The organism is Nonomuraea sp. NPDC051298, assembly GCF_055586305.1.
Window position 1 is genome coordinate 72,354 of record NZ_JBVJIM010000029.1, and the last position, 15,408, is coordinate 87,761.

Here is a 15,408-nt window from a genome sequence, read left to right on the forward strand (position 1 = left end):
ACCTCGTGACCGCTCACCACCCGCCAGACCCCGACACCACCCCCGAGACCGACCAGCGAGCCGGCACCGCAACCGGCGCGCCGGCCGCGGCGCCCGTCATCACCCTGGACCCCACCGGTGCCGACCACCACGGAGAAGCCGCTCACCTGCGCGCGGCCGGACCGGTCGTGCGCGTCCTGCTCCCCGATAACGTGCCTGCATGGGTGATCACCCGCCAAGATCTGCTGCTAGAGGTGCTCACCCACCCGGACGTCAGCAAGGACTGGCGCAACTGGAAGTGCGTTCAGGACGGCACCATCCGCGACGACTGGCCTCTCATCGGAATGCTGAAAGTCGTCAACATGGTCACCGCAGACGGAGCCGAACACCAGCGGCTCCGCCGCCCCGTCACCCGGACGCTGACCGCACGTAAACTCCAGGCGCTGCGCCCTCGCGTCATGCGCATCATCGACGACATCGTCGCGGAACTGCCCGCACACGCGAACGCTGACGGCGTCGTCGATCTGCGCCAGCACTTCGCCTATCCCATCCCCATGGCTGTCATCTGCGAACTCGTCGGTGTGCCAGACCAGGACCGTCCCCGCCTGCGTCGGCTGGTGGAATCCATCTTCCGCTCCACCACGCCACCAGCGGAAGTCCTGCGCACCCAGCAGGAGATCGACCAGGCGCTCGCAGAAGTCGTCCGCCACCGACGCCACAACCCCGGCACCGACCTGACCAGCGACCTGATCGCCCTGCAACGCACCGACGCGGGCGCGCTCACCGACGACGAACTCGCCGGCACGCTCTGGGTGATGATCGCGGCAGGCCACGAAACCACCGCCAGCCTGCTGCTGAACGCAATCCGCGCACTGCTGAGCACTCCCCGCCAGCTTGAGGCGGTGCGCGCCCGCGCAGCGGCCGGCCACAACAGCGCCTGGGACGCCGTCGTCGAAGAGGCCCTGCGGTTCGACGCCCCGATCGGCAACTTCATGGCCCGCTACCCACTCACCGATCTCACCGTCACGGGCATCACCATCCCGGCTGGCGACGCCATCCTCGCCCCCTACAGCCTCCTCGGCCGAGACCCCCAACTGCACGGCGAGGACGCGCACCTGTTCAACGTCTCCCGCCCCGACATTCACCACCTCGCCTTCGGCACCGGCAGACACGCATGCCCGGGCGCGGGCCTGGCGCGCCTGGAAGCCCGGTTGGCGCTGCCTGCCCTGTTCAGCCGTCATCCGCGCATGCAACTCGCAATCCCCGACAACGCGCTCACCCCGGTCGCGTCCCTGTTCTCCAACTCCGTCCAATCCCTGCCCGTCCGCTTGCAACACCGACCCGTGCCCACCCCCGGCGCAGCCACCGAATCCTCCTGAAATGGGCGCCCCCGAACCGCCCAACACCCCCGGCCGAGGGCGCCTTCACCCTTCTCCCGAACGGCCACCATGCTCGACATCACCATCGCCCGGCCGGCCGCGGCAGCACGACCACGCAACCCGCCGGTGCGAGGCGCTGGCGCGGATCTCGCACCGGTACGGGCCCGTCGTCGGGGCAAGGACGGCGGGCGAAGCTCAGAACAGATTCACGGCAGTGATCCCTGGTGACCGCTTTCATACTCGATCGGCGGTCCAGGGATCATAGCTGCCCGATTCGTGTCTCCCGCCCCGTGCTGTGTTCCGGGACCCTGCAGCGCTCGAGAACTCGAATCACCTTCGACGCAGAGCCCTTCGCTTCATGGTCTTTGGACGCTGTCAACGACACTTGTCCGCCTGCTCTAACTGATCGCGCTCCGGGTGTTCGGCTGGCTGATGGTGCTGGGCCGCGGTCAAGCGTCGAAGGGCGCGGAGATCATGGTGTTGCGCCACGAGGTGGCAGTGCTGTGGCGTCAGACGGGTCGTGATCGCCGTCTTCAACGGCAGAAGAGCAGGGACGGAAGCGCCTCGTCGACCCACTCCCAGAATGGTGTGCCCGGCTGCTCGGATGTGCCGTTGACGCCCGAGAGCGCGACTCGGGGGATGTCGTCTGGATCGCGGTCGGCCATGTCCAAGAAGTAGGCCTCAGCGGCGGAGCCGCAGGTGCAGAAGAGTATGCGACGGTCAAACTCGCCGTTCACCGCACGGACGAAATCATCGGTCTCGTCGTAGTCGGCGGGGTCCTCGCCCGCGTAGTTCGCGCGGATTGAGGCGCCGAGCGTGGTGGTGAAGCGGTCGAGGCGCAGATCGATGTCGGAGGATGTGAGGGAGGCGTGGACTGCCGTGAGGTCACGGACGGGCGCGGGGAGCGGTTCGGCAAGCATGGGGACGACGTCCGTCGGGTTGAGGCGGGTCGGGGCCGTCGCCCACAGCACATCTAGGTAGTCCGGCGGCACGTCCGCCAGGTCACGCGGCGGCTCCCCCGAGAGATCCGAGAGGCCTCCGTGGACGTGCAGATACCCGAGCAGATACTCGCCCTCCACTGCGACCAGCGCCAGCCCGAGCACCTCCGCGCGCAGTGCCGCCAGGAAGCGCGGGGAGCATCCGGCGACGGGTGCCCAGACATGCTCCAGGGCATCGACGAGGCCCGCACCGGCCGGCACACCCCATGGGGAGTCCTCGGCGAACGGGACGTCACCGTCACCACCCAGCAGCAAGAGTCCTCGCAGTTCGGCTGCCTCACTCGACTCCGGTTCGAGCAGGGTCACGCTATGCTGCATCAGCCGCTCGATGATGCGCGGGTCGCGGTTGGCCAGAAAAGTCTGCCACAGGTGGTCAATCTCCTCATTGTTCATGATCGCGACAGTAGCCGTCGGCGCTGCCGGCGACACAGCAGTCTCAAGGACGGCCCTCGCCGCACACCGAGTCCACCGCCGGACCATCCTTGGCTGCCTCATCAACGAGTACCGCATCGCCAGCTGACACTCTCAAGAGCCGCAGGTCGGGCACCGAATCCGATTATCGAGCCCGACAGGCAGGCGGGGCATCGCCACAGTACGGCGATCAGCGTGGTCTGGAGACGGGACACGACCTGGTGCAGGTTCAGGCCGTGTGCATTCCTTTTGGGCTGAGGCGCTGTTCCAGGCAGAACGAACGGCGATCTGGCGCGAGCCGTCGTGCCACAAGCGGGCGCGGGCTGCCTGGCGCTACAACCGCCACCGCACGGTCCGACCCGGACACGTACGCCGCGGCGTGACCACCCGGGTCCGTACGGGTTGACGATGGCCTTCCAACGCCGGGGCGAGTGACTTGCTCACCTGCCCGCCCCGTCCGTCAGGGTCAGCGCGATTTCGGCGGTTCTGGTCGTGCCGGGGGTGAAGGAGATGGTTGTTCCGGCGGCCTGTGCCTGTTCGATCCCGAGACCCGGGATGCTGGTCGCCGGTTCGATGCCGAGGACGTAGACGCCCTGGTACCACGGGAATCCGGGTGTTCCCGCCGCTTCCAGCCAATACCAGGCGTAGGGCATGAGAGTGGCGTTCCATTCGAGTCGCGCGCCCAGGTCGAGTCGCGTGTTGCGGAGCGTGACCAGTCCGGTGGGGAAGCCGGAGAGGTAGGCCATGCGGCTGACCCCGGCGCGCGGGGGCGGTACCCGCCGTAGATCGGCCGGTTCGCCGCCCGGTCGGCTTGCGACGTGTGGCCATGTGCCGGTCGCGCCGGGTTGCACGTCGGTCGGGCCGCCGGGCGGTACGGCGTCGACGGTGAGATGCGTGGCCGTGCTGTCGATCACGCAGTCGGCGGACAGGAAGGGTGGGCCGAAGGCGGGGTGGTGACTCCACATGACGTCGATGGAGTGTCCACCGCGGTGAGTGATCGTTTCGGTGACGGCCACGCGAGGGCCGTCGACGGTGATCCGCTTCAGGATCCGGAATGGGCTGTGGACCAGTTCGGCGGTCATCTCGATGGTGGTGGCGGGCGCGTCGAGGTGCCAGTCGAATGGCGCGAGCCAGGCTTCACCGTGCATCCCCCAGGTGGTGCCCTGGGCGGAGGCGGCGTTGCCCCCGTTGGGGAACACGGTCTGCCATCCGCCCGGGTACGCCTCCATGAGGCGGCCCTCGCTGTCCGTCGCCGCGCTGAGGGCGCCACGTGGTCGCAGTCCCCACGGCGTCGACCACAGGAGATTGACGCCGTCCGAAGGGCGCCGAACTGACAGGATGTCCCCGCCCTTGCCCGGAAGCACCTCGACCTCCGCGTACGCCGAGCGCAGGGTCACGATGTCCCACCCCAGGCGGGTGGTGACGCTCATCGCGGGGCGGCGGCGGCGACCGGCGCTCCGGCGACACCGGCGTCGATTCGCCACAGGCTGCCGGCCAACGGCTCGCTGTGGAGCTGGTCCGCTGACAGTCCTTCCCTGGCGGAGGTGACGTAGAGATCGGTGCCGTCGCCGAACGCGCAACTCGTCGGGCGGGACACCGGCATCCCGATCCGCGCGATCGTGCGTCCGGATGGCGCCAGTCGCAGCAGGCACGACCCGGCGTAGAACGCCACCCAGAGGCAGCCTTCGGCGTCGACGGCCAAGCCATCGGGCAGGCCGGGAATGTCGTCGAAGTGGCGCAGCGTCTCACGCATGCCCGCGTCGCCCGTCTCAAGGTCGTACTCGTAGGCGTACAACCGCCGGGCCACGCTGTCGACGACGTACATGATCGTGTCGTCGGGGCTCCAGCCGATGCCATTGAGCAGGGTGAACCCCTCGTCGACCAGGCGACTCGGCCGTCCCGGCGCCCAGACGCGCAAGGTGCCACGTCCGGGCTCCTCCTCGCTCCCGTTCACGCTCGCCCAGAACCGGCCGGCGGCGTCGCACTTGCCGTCGTTCATCAGCAGGCCCGGGCCGGCGGCGACGGGGTCGTGGACGTCGAGGCGGTCGCCGTCGATGACGGCGAAACCCTCGTCCGTCGCGGCGAGGTACGTACCGTCGTACGCAGGGACGACCACGCCGAGGGGCCGGCCGAAGCGGGCCACGACGTCACGGCCTCGCCGGATGTCCGTCCAGTGCACCTCGCCTCGTGGTGTGTCGACCCAGAGCAGTTCGCCGTCCAGCCAGCAGGGCCCCTCGGCGAGTTCGGCGCGCGCCGCCAGGACGAGGTCGACCATGCCGTACGAACGGGGCGCGGGCGCCAGGTCCCCGCCGAACTCGCGAGTCATCGGCCTACCGCCTTGTCTGAGAGAGTGCCGGCCCGCTCTGCCTGAGACCCGTCGTCGGTCGCGATCGCGCGGCCGATGCGGGCCATCCAGTCGCCACGTCCGGTGCGCGACAGCACTGCCACGACGAGCAGTCCCGCCACGAACCAGGCCACCGCCACGACCGGCGCCCATCCGTTGATCCCCTCGGGCAGCGGGCTCACCGTCTTGTACCCGACGTAGAGCAGGACGATCGTGGAGAAGATCGGGATGGCGAGGTGAGTCAGCCGGTTGTACTCCTGCGGGTACCTGCGTGAGTAGAGCCGCCACATCGCGAGGTTGCCGGCCGAGTAGACGACGATGACCAGCAGGGTGATGATGATGGCCGCGAACGACAGCACACCGACCGGGCCGAAGAGCGCGCCGCCGCCCAGCGCGACAACCGCCGTGACGACCGATTGTGTCCAGACCGCGTTCACCGGCGTACGGCGTACCGGGTGGATCTTCGCCAGCGGCGCCGGCAGTGCGCCGGCCCGAGCCATGCCGTAGATGACCCGTGTCGAGGCGTTCTGCACGGCGATGCCGACCCCTACCGCGGAGTTGATCAACGTGATCAGGAGGAGGATCCACCCGATACCCCACAGCCGGTGTGCCAGGGTCAGCACCGGGGAGCCGTCCGACACGAAGCCGGACAGGTCGTCGGTGCCCCAGCCGATGATGATGCCCCACGAGGTGAACAGGAAGAACACGCCGGAGATGAGCAGTGACAGCACCACTGCCCGAGGCAGGGTCCTCGCCGGGTCGCGGCTCTCCTCCGCCAGCGGGGCGACCTGCTCGAACCCGGCGAACGCGAAGATCGAGAACACGATGCCGAGGAAGAGGCCGTTGAAGCTGGACGCGTTCGACGGGTCGAAGGGGATGAGGTTGACGCCGCCGGGCCCGGGTTGGAGGAGGCCGGTCAGCGCCAGCGCGACGCAGACGATGATCTCGAAGGCACCCAGCAGGACGACAACCTGGATGGACAGCTTCAGCCCGTAGTAGGACACCACCGTCAGCAGGACGATGCCGATGAGGACCGGTATCCACCAGGCGAACCGGAATCCGAACTCCGCCTTGAGCGTCGACTCCAGGATCCCGCCGAGGAAGGCGAGGTTGATGCCGGCCCCGATGGGTTCGAAGAGCAGGAAGATCCAGGCGACGAAGAATCCCGCACGGGGGCCGATGGTCGAGCCGACCCACGTGAAGTAGCCGCCGGCCGACGAGATCTTCTTGGAGAGCTGGATGACCGACACGGAGACGGTCGCCATCGCCAGACAGGCGAAGGCCAGCGCGAAGGGGCTGGCGATGCCCGCGACCCCAGAGATCGCCTGGACCGTGAAGATCAGTCCAACGGCTGGAGCGATGTGGGTGATCGCCTGCATCAGCACCCCGGGCAGCGAAACGGCACTGGCGTCGAGAGTGTGCTGCGTCGTATCGGTGAGTGCGTCCTTTGTCATGATCAGACCTCCGCGGGCCTCTTCGTGCTGCCTAACGTCGGGATGGCGTTTCCGTAGATTCCTCTGGGTGCCGGTGGTGCCATGGCCGCGCGATCACGCGGAATTCGGCACCACGGTCGCGAATCGCTCCAGGGCGTCACGATCCAGTTCGATGCCGAGACCGGGGGTGCTGGGCACGACGAGCCGGCCTTCGTCCATCGTGAAGTCGTCGACGATCAGCGAGCGGCGCAGATTCGACGACGACAGGTCCCTGGGCAGGAACTCCAGGAAGGGAATCGACTCGGTCGTCGCCGCGAGGTGGATGCCCGCCGCGATGGAGATCCCGGTCTTCCAGATGTGCGGCACGACCGGGACGTTGGCGTCCGTCGCCGCGCGCACGACCCGGCTGGCCTCGGTGAGGCCGCCCACCCTGCCGATGTCGGGCTGGACCACGCTAACCGCCCCGCGGCGGAGCAGTTCCTCGAACTCGAACCGGGTGGCCAGCCATTCGCCCTGGGCGATCGGGATGGGCTGCTCGGCGACCAGCCGCGCGTAGCCCTCGACGTCGTCGGACGGCAGCGGCGTCTCCAGGAAGTAGACGTCGTACGGCTCCCATTCGCGGATCGCGGCCAGGCAGGAGTCGGCGTCGGTGAACGAGTATTGTGCGTCGACCATGAGCGTCATGTCCGGCCCGACCGCGCCGCGCACCGCCTCGATCACCTCGGCCATCCGCTCGACCTCAGCGTTAAGCCCCAGATGAGCGTACGCACCCGCCAGCGTGACCTCCAACTTGGCGGCGACGAAGCCGAGCCCCTGCGCCTTCAGCGCCCACTCGACGAGCGAGGCCTTGTAACTGTCGAAGCTCGACTGGTCGGGCTGCAGGGAGGCGTAAGGCGTGACGCGGTCCCGTACCGCTCCGCCGAGGAGTTGGTGACACGGCTTGCCGAGGGCCTTGCCGCGCAGGTCGTGCAGAGCCATGTCGACGGCCCCGATGGCGTGGATCACCGCGCCGCGCCGGCCGTTCATCGCGGTGCCGACGTAGAGCTTCTCCCAGATGGCCTCCACGTCGAGCGGGTCGCTTCCGATGAGCAGTTCGGTGATCCCGCGGCCCATCGTGTGCGTTCCTGGAGCCTCGATGCAGGCCCGCGCGATCCAGGGGTTGACGTCGCTCTCACCGATTCCGATCAAGCCCTCGTCGGTGATGATCTCGACCACGATGTCGTCCTGTGCCGAGCTGGTGGCGCCGATGTTGTAGTCGGGGTCGAGAAGCACGTGGCACTTGACATCGACGATCTTCACAAGGTCCTCCAAATGTGGTCACGAGAGATGTGGTCTGCCTCGTGGAGGTGACCGGGCTCGGGGCTCGGACTCCGGTGAAAGCGTCCTTCATACGGCTCTAGTCTGTTGTCAGACAAGAGCTTCTTGTCGGACAACGCTATAGACCCGGCTCCGGGGTGTCAACGATGTGCGGTCGCGGATTTCGGTCAGGCCCCGAGGCGAGATCCGGGCCAGAAACAGCGAGACGCGCCCTCCCGGGGGGAGGGCGCGTCTCACGCCGCTGCGGCGGGTGCCTGCGAAGGGCCGGCGTCTCGTCAGTCCGTACGGTCCGTGCCCAGTACGGACAGGTCGTGATGGTGCGACTGCGCCAGGTGGTCGGCCATCTCCGCGGCCGCGGCATTCGGATCGCGGGTGCGCAACGCGCGAAGCAGCCGCCGGTGGCGCTCGACCCCGTCGGCCCGCACGTTCGCGCGTGCGTGTATCGGCAGTTGGTCGGTGCGCATGGCGTCGGACAGCGAGTTGAACATGTAGATGATGGCGGTGTTGTGGCACGCCCGGACGATCTCGCTGTGAAAGGCGACCGTCCCCGACCAGAACTCCTCGTCGCCGTCGACCTGGGACAGCCTGTCGAGATGCGCGTCGAGGGCCGCGAGCTCGGCCTCGGTGGCGAGCTCGCAGGCCAGGCGGATGGCCCCGACCTCAAGGATGTTGCGGGCCTGGTGCAACTCTTCGACGCGCCTCATGGTGAGCAGCACGTCGAGCATCTCCAGGGGCACCCGCCGGCTCTCCTGGTCGGCGACGAAGGTGCCCACCTTGCCGCGTGACTCCAGGAAGCCCCTGGATATGAGCATCTGCTTGGCCTCGCGAACCGTCGATCGGCCCACCCCTAGCTGTCGCGCCAGATCGGGCTCGGAGGGCAGCTTGTCGCCCGGCGAGAGCTGGTCGGTGCTGATCAGGCGCAGCAACTCGCCCGCCACCCGATCCGCGACGCTCGTGGTGGAGATGCGCCGGATGCCGTCTCGTCCCGTGTCGGCGCCGGATGCGCTCCGCCGATCGATGCCCGCGGTCATACGGCGATCGTAGCCTTGGCGAGCAGCCCTCCGTCACACACCAGATGGGTGCCGGTGACGTATCGGGACCCGTCACCCAGGAGCCAGGAGATGGCCTCCGCGATCTCCCCGGGCTCGGCGAGCCGGCCCAGCGGCACGGCCTCCGCCACGCCGCGCCGCACCTCCTCGACGTCCTCGTCGGCTACGTTCGCCCACATCAGGGGCGTCTCCGTGGCCCCGGGCACGACGGCGTTCACCCGGACGCCGTGCGCCGCGTACTCGACCGCGAGGGTTCGGACCAGCGCGCTCACGCCGCCCTTCGAGGCGGAGTATGCGGCGTTCTGCCCGGCCGCGAATCCGACGAAGGCCGCGGGCGACGACACGCAGACGATGCTCGTGGCGCCGGAACCCGCTGCCAGCCGCGCGGACAGAACGGCCTGGCACAGCAGGAACGTACCTGTCAGATTGACCTCAAGGGTCTGCCGCCAGTCGGCGGGTGAGACCAGGTGGCTCGGCGCCCCCTTCTCGATGCCGGCCGCGGTCACCAGTCCGTCGGGCGCCCCGAACTGCTCTGTCACCTGCTCGACCGCCGCCTCGACCTGGTCTCTGTCGCTGACGTCACATTGGATCGCCAGCGCGGAGCCGTCCTCGCCGGCGATGCGCGCGGCGGCCTCGCTCACGGCGGCCGCGTCCCGATCCAGCATCGCGACGGTGGCCCCCGCGCCGGCCACGAGGCGCGCGGTGGCGAGTCCGATCCCGCTGGCGGCGCCTGAGATGATCAACGTTGACCCGTGCAAAGAGGACAAAACCCGCACTCCCCACCCTTAGCTAGAGTTCTTGTCTGACATAAGACTAGCAGTGTGGGCAGGCTGTAGTCGGCAGGCCATTGGGTGGTGCCCTGCGTGGGTGAGGGTGGGCGGCGTGGTGGGGGAGCGTTGCCGAAGATCAGAAGGTGATCGAGGCATTCGCGCCGGAGTGTGCCGATGAACCGCTCGGCGAACGCGTTTGCCCGTGAACGCGAGGTTCGCCGACAGCTTCGATGAGGTTTTCGCGGGCGACGACATTCACGTGCTGAAGATCCTGCCCGCGGTTGCCTAGCGCGAACGCGTTCGCCGAGCGATGGGTACGGACCGTACGTGCGGAGTGCACCGACAGGCTGCTGATCTTCGACGAGCGGCACCTTCGTACTGTGCTGGACGAATATGCCGATCATGACAATCGGCACCGGCCACACCGCTCCCTCGGCCTTCGAGCGCCTACCGGGTCTGACGTGATTCCGCTGCCGGTGGGCCGGATCGAGCGCCGTCAGGTCCTCGGCGGGCTGATCAGCGAGTACCGCAGAGCGGCCTGATCGCCCTGCGAACGCTCAGCTCGCCGGTCGGCTGGCCGGCGCAAGCCGTACAGCACGATCGAAAGGCCCTAGCCGGCTGGATCGGCGCTCTGCCCGCCAAGCGCAAGGACGCGCTGCTGTTGTGGGTGATCGAGGATGACGCCACAAGGGTCCGCTCGGAACTGCTGGACCCCGCCGCCGCCCGCCGCCACGCCCGCGAGCAACAGGAGTCGGCCCGGCACGCCGAAAAGCAGGCCCGCCAGGAACACGAGCGACGGCAGGCCCGGGAACTCCACCTGAACCGGCTTGCCCAGAGTCTCGAAGCAGCCTGGGACCGGGTGGAGGCCTCCATCGGCACCAAGCCAGGGTGACCACGAACGACTGACGCACCCAGTAATCGTCGTGTGTGTGCGCCTGGGTGAGGCGGTGATTTTTCGTGTGGTATCCGCAAGTCGGTGCTCCATTCCCCTTCCGTCCCGCGTGGATGGCCGCTCTCAACTGGGCAACGGATGGGAAGTTGAGTCGGGTGCGCTGAAAATCCACAGCAAGCCATTCTCCTGTTCAGGCCCCCACATCGTGACCATATACCCGCCGCCCGTGCGCTAACCTACGCGCTAGCATGAGCTTTAGTGATAGACCGACGGCATGCATCGGTGATTGGAGTGGGTCATGGCCACGCAGATTCGAGAAATTCTCATCGATGACCTGGACGGAGGCGAGGCCTCCCAGACAATCCCCTTCGGGATCGATGGATCCTCCTATGAAATCGACCTCAGCGACCCAAACGCCAAGAAGCTCAGAGACGCGCTGACACCTTTTGTCCTGCATGCACGGCGAGCCAGCGCGCCGCCGTCGCGCCGTCGCGGCCAGGGTGCCGGTCAGCCGACGATAAGCCGACAGAAAAGCTCGGAAATCAGGCGGTGGGCCAAAGCTCACGGGGTGCCGGTCAACGAGCGAGGCCGGATCGCCGCTACCGTTGTGGAGCAGTATGAGGCCAGCCGCTGACCGTCGCCGGGCGGTGCGCGAGGATCGCGTGCTCAGGGACCCTGGGCGATGGGCACGCGGCCAGGAAGTTGGCCGACAGCGCTCATCCGCAGCTGAGCCGGACGCCTTCCGCGCAGATGGGACAGATGAAGGGATGGCGAGCCTCGGGGCGTTCAGCGGCACCGCCTGCGTCTATTTCACACGGGTGCCGCCCAGCGGCGGGACGCGCGCCGCCCCCCGGCCGCCTCCGCCGCCGGAGAAGCCGACCACGTCGGCGGCGAAAAGGTCTTCGAGGGCGACGATGTTCCCCGTCTGGGCGGCGTAGATGAAAACCGACAGGAGGCGCCGGTGCTCGCTCTTGTCGATGGGTTCGTGCCATTCGGCGGTCAGACGCTTGCGGGCACGGCTGACGAGCTTGCGGGCGTTGACCGGGCTGAGCTGAAGGATGTCCGCGATCTGCTGGAAGGGGTAGACGAACGCCTCGCGCAGCACATATGCGGCCCGTTCGGCGGGAGTGAGCCTTTTGAGCGCCGGGTTTGCCACCCTCGTCGTTACTGAGCTATTCAAGATCGCCTCGATGAGATTCGCTGCAGCGTCATCGCCCACGCGGCGAACGAACTCCTCGCTGATGCCGAGTTCTTCGGCTACCTGGCTGACTGTGCCAGGCTGGCCGGTGAACAGGCCGAGCCGCAGCGTGAGGACGTGAAACTCTGGCGAGTCGGCCATCGCGTCGGTGAACTCGTGGGTCAACTTCGTGATCTCACCGGGGGCGTCGCAGGCCGGGCCATCAATCGCGTTTTCCCCGTCCATGACCGGAGTGAGATCGTCCGGCTGTGGTGACTCGAACTCTCTCCCCAGGCGATGAGAGGTCTCGAGCATACGGCGGTATTCACGTCGCTCAGCGTCCGTCAACCTCCACACGTCGCCTTGGACGTAGCGCCGGATCTGCTCCTCCCTCAAATCTTCGTCGTGGAGGTCCGTCCAGAAGCCCACGAGCGCACCCTCTTCCACGGCAAGACGCCGATCGCAGATCTACACGTATCCCTCTCTGACAATGAACCTTACTCGATATGACTTGCCGTTTTGACTCGTGGTGGGGAGTTTGCCCGTTCGCGGGTTGTTCGGATGCCACTCAGTGCCAGCGGCGAGCTATCGGAGTACCCCACTCCCCGAACGGCGTGCGGTGCGCTTGGACATCTCCAGCCAGTAGGAGAGCCACTTCCGGCTCGCGATCGAGCGGCGCCGGTCCATTCCGCGCTCGTTGTTGCCGGGCAGGCTCGTCTGATGGTGAAAGAACAAACTCTGGAGCGCGGCCAGTCCGGCCACAGTCCGTGGGGGCGCGCTGTTCCAGCCGGATATCTGTGATAGCAGCTCGTCAACCTGCTGCTCGGGATTGCCTGCGGCGATAAGTTCTGGGGCGAACAGCGAGGGCTTGCCAGATCTTCGCGAGCCGGTGCTGCCGCGACGCCCGGTCGGCGAGAAGGCCGGGGTCTGGCCGCGTTGGGACGATGCGGGTACTACATTCACAGATCTTGGAGTTCGGCTGCGTAACACGGTGTACTACTCCATCGTCATCGTGTGACCTGTTCTCTCACCTACGATCTGGTCGTGTCCTGGGATGCAGAACTTGAGCGCGCTGACCGAGCGGATCGCCGAACCGATGTTCACCCGGCCTGAGCCGCGCTCCACGTTCGGTGACCTGGTCCGCGCCCTGCTGGCCGACGTCCCGCGGAAGAACTCCTGGCAGTTGGCCGACCACATCGGCCACGTCAAGGCCCACCGGTTCGAGTGGCTGCTGAACGGAGCCAAGTGGGACGCCGACGCGCTGCGCGATGAGGTCCGCGCCTACATGCTGCAGCATCTGGGCCGCCCCGTGGCGTGCTGATCGCCGACGACACCAGCGCGATCAAGAAGAGCGACAAGTCGGTCGCGGTGGCCCGCCAATACTGCGGACTGACCGGACAGGTCGAAAACTGCCAGGTCATGCCCATGCTCACCTACGCCTCGGCAGCCGGGCACGCCTTCGTCAACCGGCGCCTGTACCTACCCGATGCCTGGGCAGCAGATACGGAACGGCGCAGGCAAGCCGGAGTACCGAACGGAGTGGTCTTCGCCACCAAGCCGCACCTGGTGATCGACATGCTGAAGGAGGAGATCGCAGCCGGCACCCCGTTCCGCTACCTGTGCGGCGACTCCGGCTACGGGCGCGACCCCGACCTGCGCGCCTTCTGCCACGATCAGCAGATCGGCTACGTGCTGGCCGTCCCGGTCGACCTGCCGCTCATCGCCGTACGCGGCGGCGGCGAGCCGGTCGGCCACCTGCTGGATCGCCTGCTCGCCCACGGCAACCCGGCCATCTGGGAGCGCCGTTCCTGCGGGCAGGGCACCAAGGGCACCCGCCTGTATGACTGGACCTCCGTGCCCGTGCGCCTGACCGAGCAGCAACCCGCACCCGAGCACGCCCACACCGTGCTCATCCGCCGCTCCGTGGCCGACCCGGCCGAGATCGAGTTCTTCCTCGCCCATGCCCCGCTCGGCACCCCGATCACCGAACTGATCAAACTCGCCGGGCTGCGCTGGAAGATCGAGGAGAACAACGCCCAGAGCAAGGGCCTGCTCGGCCTGACCCAATACCAGGTCCGCAAGTGGACGCCCTGGCATCGGCACGTCACCACCGTCATGCTCGCCCTGGCCTTCCTCGCCGTCACCCAGACCGCCTTACCCGACGACAACAACGCCCCCGCCGACCAGGGAAAAGACCACCAGCCACCGCCGCAACCACCATGAACAGCACTCCCGAGCGCGTGCCCCTGCCCTCGCTGGCGGAAATCCGGCGCGTCCTGGCCCGGCTGTTCATCCCCGCCGCCAACGCCATCGAACACGTCCTGGCCTGGTCAGCCTTCCGCCGCCTCCACCAGGCCCGCGCCCGGCTCAGCCACTACCGCCGACGCGGAGATCCTTTACCTCAAGATCTGTGAATGTAGTACCTGCAAGGTGGTCTTGCCAGTTCACATGGCTGTGGGCTTTTGGGATCTTCCCGCGAGTGAGGCGCCGACGATGATCGCTGTGAGGCCCACAACCGTCGAGTGCGTCAAGCCTTCGTGTAGTAGGGCGACTCCAAGCGTGACGGCGAAGGCGGGGGACAGATAGAACGCAAGCGCCGCGTGGGCGGGCCCTGCCTGGCTGATCAGTGTGTAGAACAAGACGAGGGTCCCGCCGGTGCACACTACGCCCAGCACGAGCAAGGCACCCACGACCGACAAGCTCGGAGGATGGGCGGGAAGCGAGAACAGCCCAGGGATAAGGAGCGCTGCCGTGGTCACGATCATGGCTGCGGTCGCTACGCCGAGCGGCTGGGCATCGCTCAACCGCCGATGGATCATCAACGCACCAGCCGCATAGCAGACCGCGGCGACGAGGACAAGCAAGCCGCCCAGCAGAGCCTGATGCCCGCCCTGGAGATCAATCCCGAACAGGAGAACCAGGCCGAGTAGCCCAAGGAGAAGTCCCAGGGCTCCGAGCCAGCCTCGAGGTCGTTCCTCAGGAGCAAATCGCATCGCCAACAGGGCCACAAACAGTGGCTGCGCGCCGACCAGGATGCCGGCTACCCCAGCGGACACGAACTGCTGTCCTACCGTGAGGAGGAGAAGCGGCACCGTGGACTGTATGAGCACGGTTTCGATCACGGCGGCACTCTGACCGACCCGGCCGCCCGCGTCGACCCCGCGTCCGGCTGCCGCCCCGTCGAGACCACTGCCGCCGCTACGCTGCATCTCCTCCACCACCGCCAGTTGCGTCTGGTGCTGAGCTCCAACAACCTGGCGACCCAGAACCGCCGCCTGGCGCTGCGGCGCGCCAGCGTCGAACACCTCTTCGCCGACGTGCTGACCTCCGAAGACCTCGGCTACGGCAAACCCGACCCGCGCTTCTACGCGGCCGTGCTCAAAGCCGCCGCCTGCTCACCTGAACACATCCTGTTCGTGGGCAACAACTACGACACCGACGTGGCCGCGCCGATCAGCCACGGTATGCGCGCCATCCTCATCCGGCCCCACGGCCGCCTCCTGGACGGTGAGGAACTGCCCAACGATGCCGCAGCGGTCATCGGCTTCCGTCAGCTTCCCACGTTCCTCGACAAGCTTGACGCTCCGTGAGAACCCGACCAGCACAAGGCACAGACATTGCGCCCCTCATGGGGCCTCGCGTCCAACCGTCCCACCGGA

General features: G+C 67.5%; 15 protein-coding genes and 1 pseudogene. 7 read left to right on the forward strand and 9 right to left on the reverse strand.

Annotated elements, in window-relative coordinates:
• The first annotated feature begins 5 nt into the window (after positions 1 to 5).
• Complete coding sequence (locus ACZ6S0_RS45445) at positions 6 to 1,358, forward strand: cytochrome P450 family protein (RefSeq protein ID WP_465925931.1); 1,353 nt, start codon at positions 6 to 8, stop codon at positions 1,356 to 1,358.
• Between the two features lie 533 nt (positions 1,359 to 1,891).
• On the opposite strand, the gene ACZ6S0_RS45450 is transcribed toward ACZ6S0_RS45445, so the two are convergent.
• The 7 genes from ACZ6S0_RS45450 to ACZ6S0_RS45480 form a co-directional block, all read right to left on the reverse strand.
• Complete coding sequence (locus ACZ6S0_RS45450) at positions 1,892 to 2,749, reverse strand: hypothetical protein (protein ID WP_465925933.1); 858 nt, start codon at positions 2,747 to 2,749, stop codon at positions 1,892 to 1,894.
• 458 nt (positions 2,750 to 3,207) lie between these two features.
• On the reverse strand, positions 3,208 to 4,197 hold the full coding sequence (locus ACZ6S0_RS45455; protein ID WP_465925935.1) for a DUF4432 family protein: 990 nt from the start codon (positions 4,195 to 4,197) through the stop codon (positions 3,208 to 3,210).
• Positions 4,194 to 5,093, reverse strand: coding sequence for an SMP-30/gluconolactonase/LRE family protein (locus ACZ6S0_RS45460; protein ID WP_465925937.1), 900 nt, complete (start codon positions 5,091 to 5,093; stop codon positions 4,194 to 4,196). Before ACZ6S0_RS45460 ends, ACZ6S0_RS45455 begins: the two co-directional genes overlap by 4 nt.
• Positions 5,090 to 6,565, reverse strand: coding sequence for an APC family permease (locus ACZ6S0_RS45465; RefSeq protein ID WP_465925939.1), 1,476 nt, complete (start codon positions 6,563 to 6,565; stop codon positions 5,090 to 5,092). The genes ACZ6S0_RS45460 and ACZ6S0_RS45465 overlap by 4 nt, the downstream gene beginning before the upstream one ends.
• A 93-nt stretch (positions 6,566 to 6,658) precedes the next feature.
• Positions 6,659 to 7,843 (reverse strand): mandelate racemase/muconate lactonizing enzyme family protein, encoded by a 1,185-nt coding sequence (locus ACZ6S0_RS45470; protein WP_465925941.1) that lies wholly within the window; start codon positions 7,841 to 7,843, stop codon positions 6,659 to 6,661.
• Positions 7,844 to 8,136: 293 nt separating this feature from the next.
• Entirely contained in the window at positions 8,137 to 8,892 is a 756-nt protein-coding gene (locus ACZ6S0_RS45475) for a FadR/GntR family transcriptional regulator (protein ID WP_344889315.1), read from the reverse strand.
• Positions 8,889 to 9,653, reverse strand: coding sequence for an SDR family NAD(P)-dependent oxidoreductase (locus ACZ6S0_RS45480; protein WP_465925943.1), 765 nt, complete (start codon positions 9,651 to 9,653; stop codon positions 8,889 to 8,891). The genes ACZ6S0_RS45475 and ACZ6S0_RS45480 overlap by 4 nt, the downstream gene beginning before the upstream one ends.
• A 308-nt stretch (positions 9,654 to 9,961) precedes the next feature.
• On the opposite strand from ACZ6S0_RS45480, the gene ACZ6S0_RS45485 reads away from it, so the two are divergent.
• The 3 genes from ACZ6S0_RS45485 to ACZ6S0_RS45495 all read left to right on the forward strand — a co-directional run bounded on the left by ACZ6S0_RS45485 (position 9,962) and on the right by ACZ6S0_RS45495 (position 11,206).
• Positions 9,962 to 10,222: an integrase core domain-containing protein gene (locus tag ACZ6S0_RS45485; protein WP_465925945.1), complete on the forward strand. Its 261-nt coding sequence runs from the start codon at positions 9,962 to 9,964 to the stop codon at positions 10,220 to 10,222.
• Positions 10,223 to 10,341: 119 nt separating this feature from the next.
• A complete protein-coding gene (locus tag ACZ6S0_RS45490; protein ID WP_465925947.1) occupies positions 10,342 to 10,572 on the forward strand; it encodes a hypothetical protein in 231 nt (76 codons plus the stop codon).
• A gap of 298 nt (positions 10,573 to 10,870) precedes the next feature.
• Complete coding sequence (locus tag ACZ6S0_RS45495) at positions 10,871 to 11,206, forward strand: histone-like nucleoid-structuring protein Lsr2 (protein ID WP_465925949.1); 336 nt, start codon at positions 10,871 to 10,873, stop codon at positions 11,204 to 11,206.
• A gap of 171 nt (positions 11,207 to 11,377) precedes the next feature.
• Here ACZ6S0_RS45495 and ACZ6S0_RS45500 read toward each other — a convergent pair whose 3' ends face one another.
• Entirely contained in the window at positions 11,378 to 12,178 is an 801-nt protein-coding gene (locus tag ACZ6S0_RS45500; RefSeq protein WP_465925951.1) for a sigma factor-like helix-turn-helix DNA-binding protein, read from the reverse strand.
• Between the two features lie 585 nt (positions 12,179 to 12,763).
• Here ACZ6S0_RS45500 and ACZ6S0_RS45505 point away from each other — a divergent pair.
• Positions 12,764 to 13,972, forward strand: a pseudogene (locus ACZ6S0_RS45505) (IS701 family transposase).
• Positions 13,969 to 14,163 (forward strand): hypothetical protein, encoded by a 195-nt coding sequence (locus ACZ6S0_RS45510; RefSeq protein WP_465925953.1) that lies wholly within the window; start codon positions 13,969 to 13,971, stop codon positions 14,161 to 14,163. Before ACZ6S0_RS45505 ends, ACZ6S0_RS45510 begins: the two are co-directional and overlap by 4 nt.
• 30 nt (positions 14,164 to 14,193) lie before the next feature.
• On the opposite strand, the gene ACZ6S0_RS45515 is transcribed toward ACZ6S0_RS45510, so the two are convergent.
• On the reverse strand, positions 14,194 to 14,871 hold the full coding sequence (locus ACZ6S0_RS45515) for a DMT family transporter (RefSeq protein ID WP_465925955.1): 678 nt from the start codon (positions 14,869 to 14,871) through the stop codon (positions 14,194 to 14,196).
• Between ACZ6S0_RS45515 and ACZ6S0_RS45520 the strand changes: the two genes are divergently transcribed.
• Positions 14,767 to 15,339, forward strand: coding sequence for an HAD family hydrolase (locus ACZ6S0_RS45520; protein WP_465926004.1), 573 nt, complete (start codon positions 14,767 to 14,769; stop codon positions 15,337 to 15,339). The genes ACZ6S0_RS45515 and ACZ6S0_RS45520 overlap by 105 nt on opposite strands.
• Positions 15,340 to 15,408: the final 69 nt, after the last annotated feature.

What these genes read in the sequence shown, in the direction of transcription:
- ACZ6S0_RS45450 (WP_465925933.1), bottom strand. Translation starts at nt 2,749, where the DNA reads ATGAACAATGAGGAGATTGACCACCTGTGGCAGACTTTTCTGGCCAAC.
- ACZ6S0_RS45455 (WP_465925935.1), bottom strand. Translation starts at nt 4,197, where the DNA reads ATGAGCGTCACCACCCGCCTGGGGTGGGACATCGTGACCCTGCGCTCG.
- ACZ6S0_RS45460 (WP_465925937.1), bottom strand. Translation starts at nt 5,093, where the DNA reads ATGACTCGCGAGTTCGGCGGGGACCTGGCGCCCGCGCCCCGTTCGTAC.
- ACZ6S0_RS45465 (WP_465925939.1), bottom strand. Translation starts at nt 6,565, where the DNA reads ATGACAAAGGACGCACTCACCGATACGACGCAGCACACTCTCGACGCC.
- ACZ6S0_RS45475 (WP_344889315.1), bottom strand. Translation starts at nt 8,892, where the DNA reads ATGACCGCGGGCATCGATCGGCGGAGCGCATCCGGCGCCGACACGGGA.
- ACZ6S0_RS45495 (WP_465925949.1), top strand. Translation starts at nt 10,871, where the DNA reads ATGGCCACGCAGATTCGAGAAATTCTCATCGATGACCTGGACGGAGGC.
- ACZ6S0_RS45510 (WP_465925953.1), top strand. Translation starts at nt 13,969, where the DNA reads ATGAACAGCACTCCCGAGCGCGTGCCCCTGCCCTCGCTGGCGGAAATC.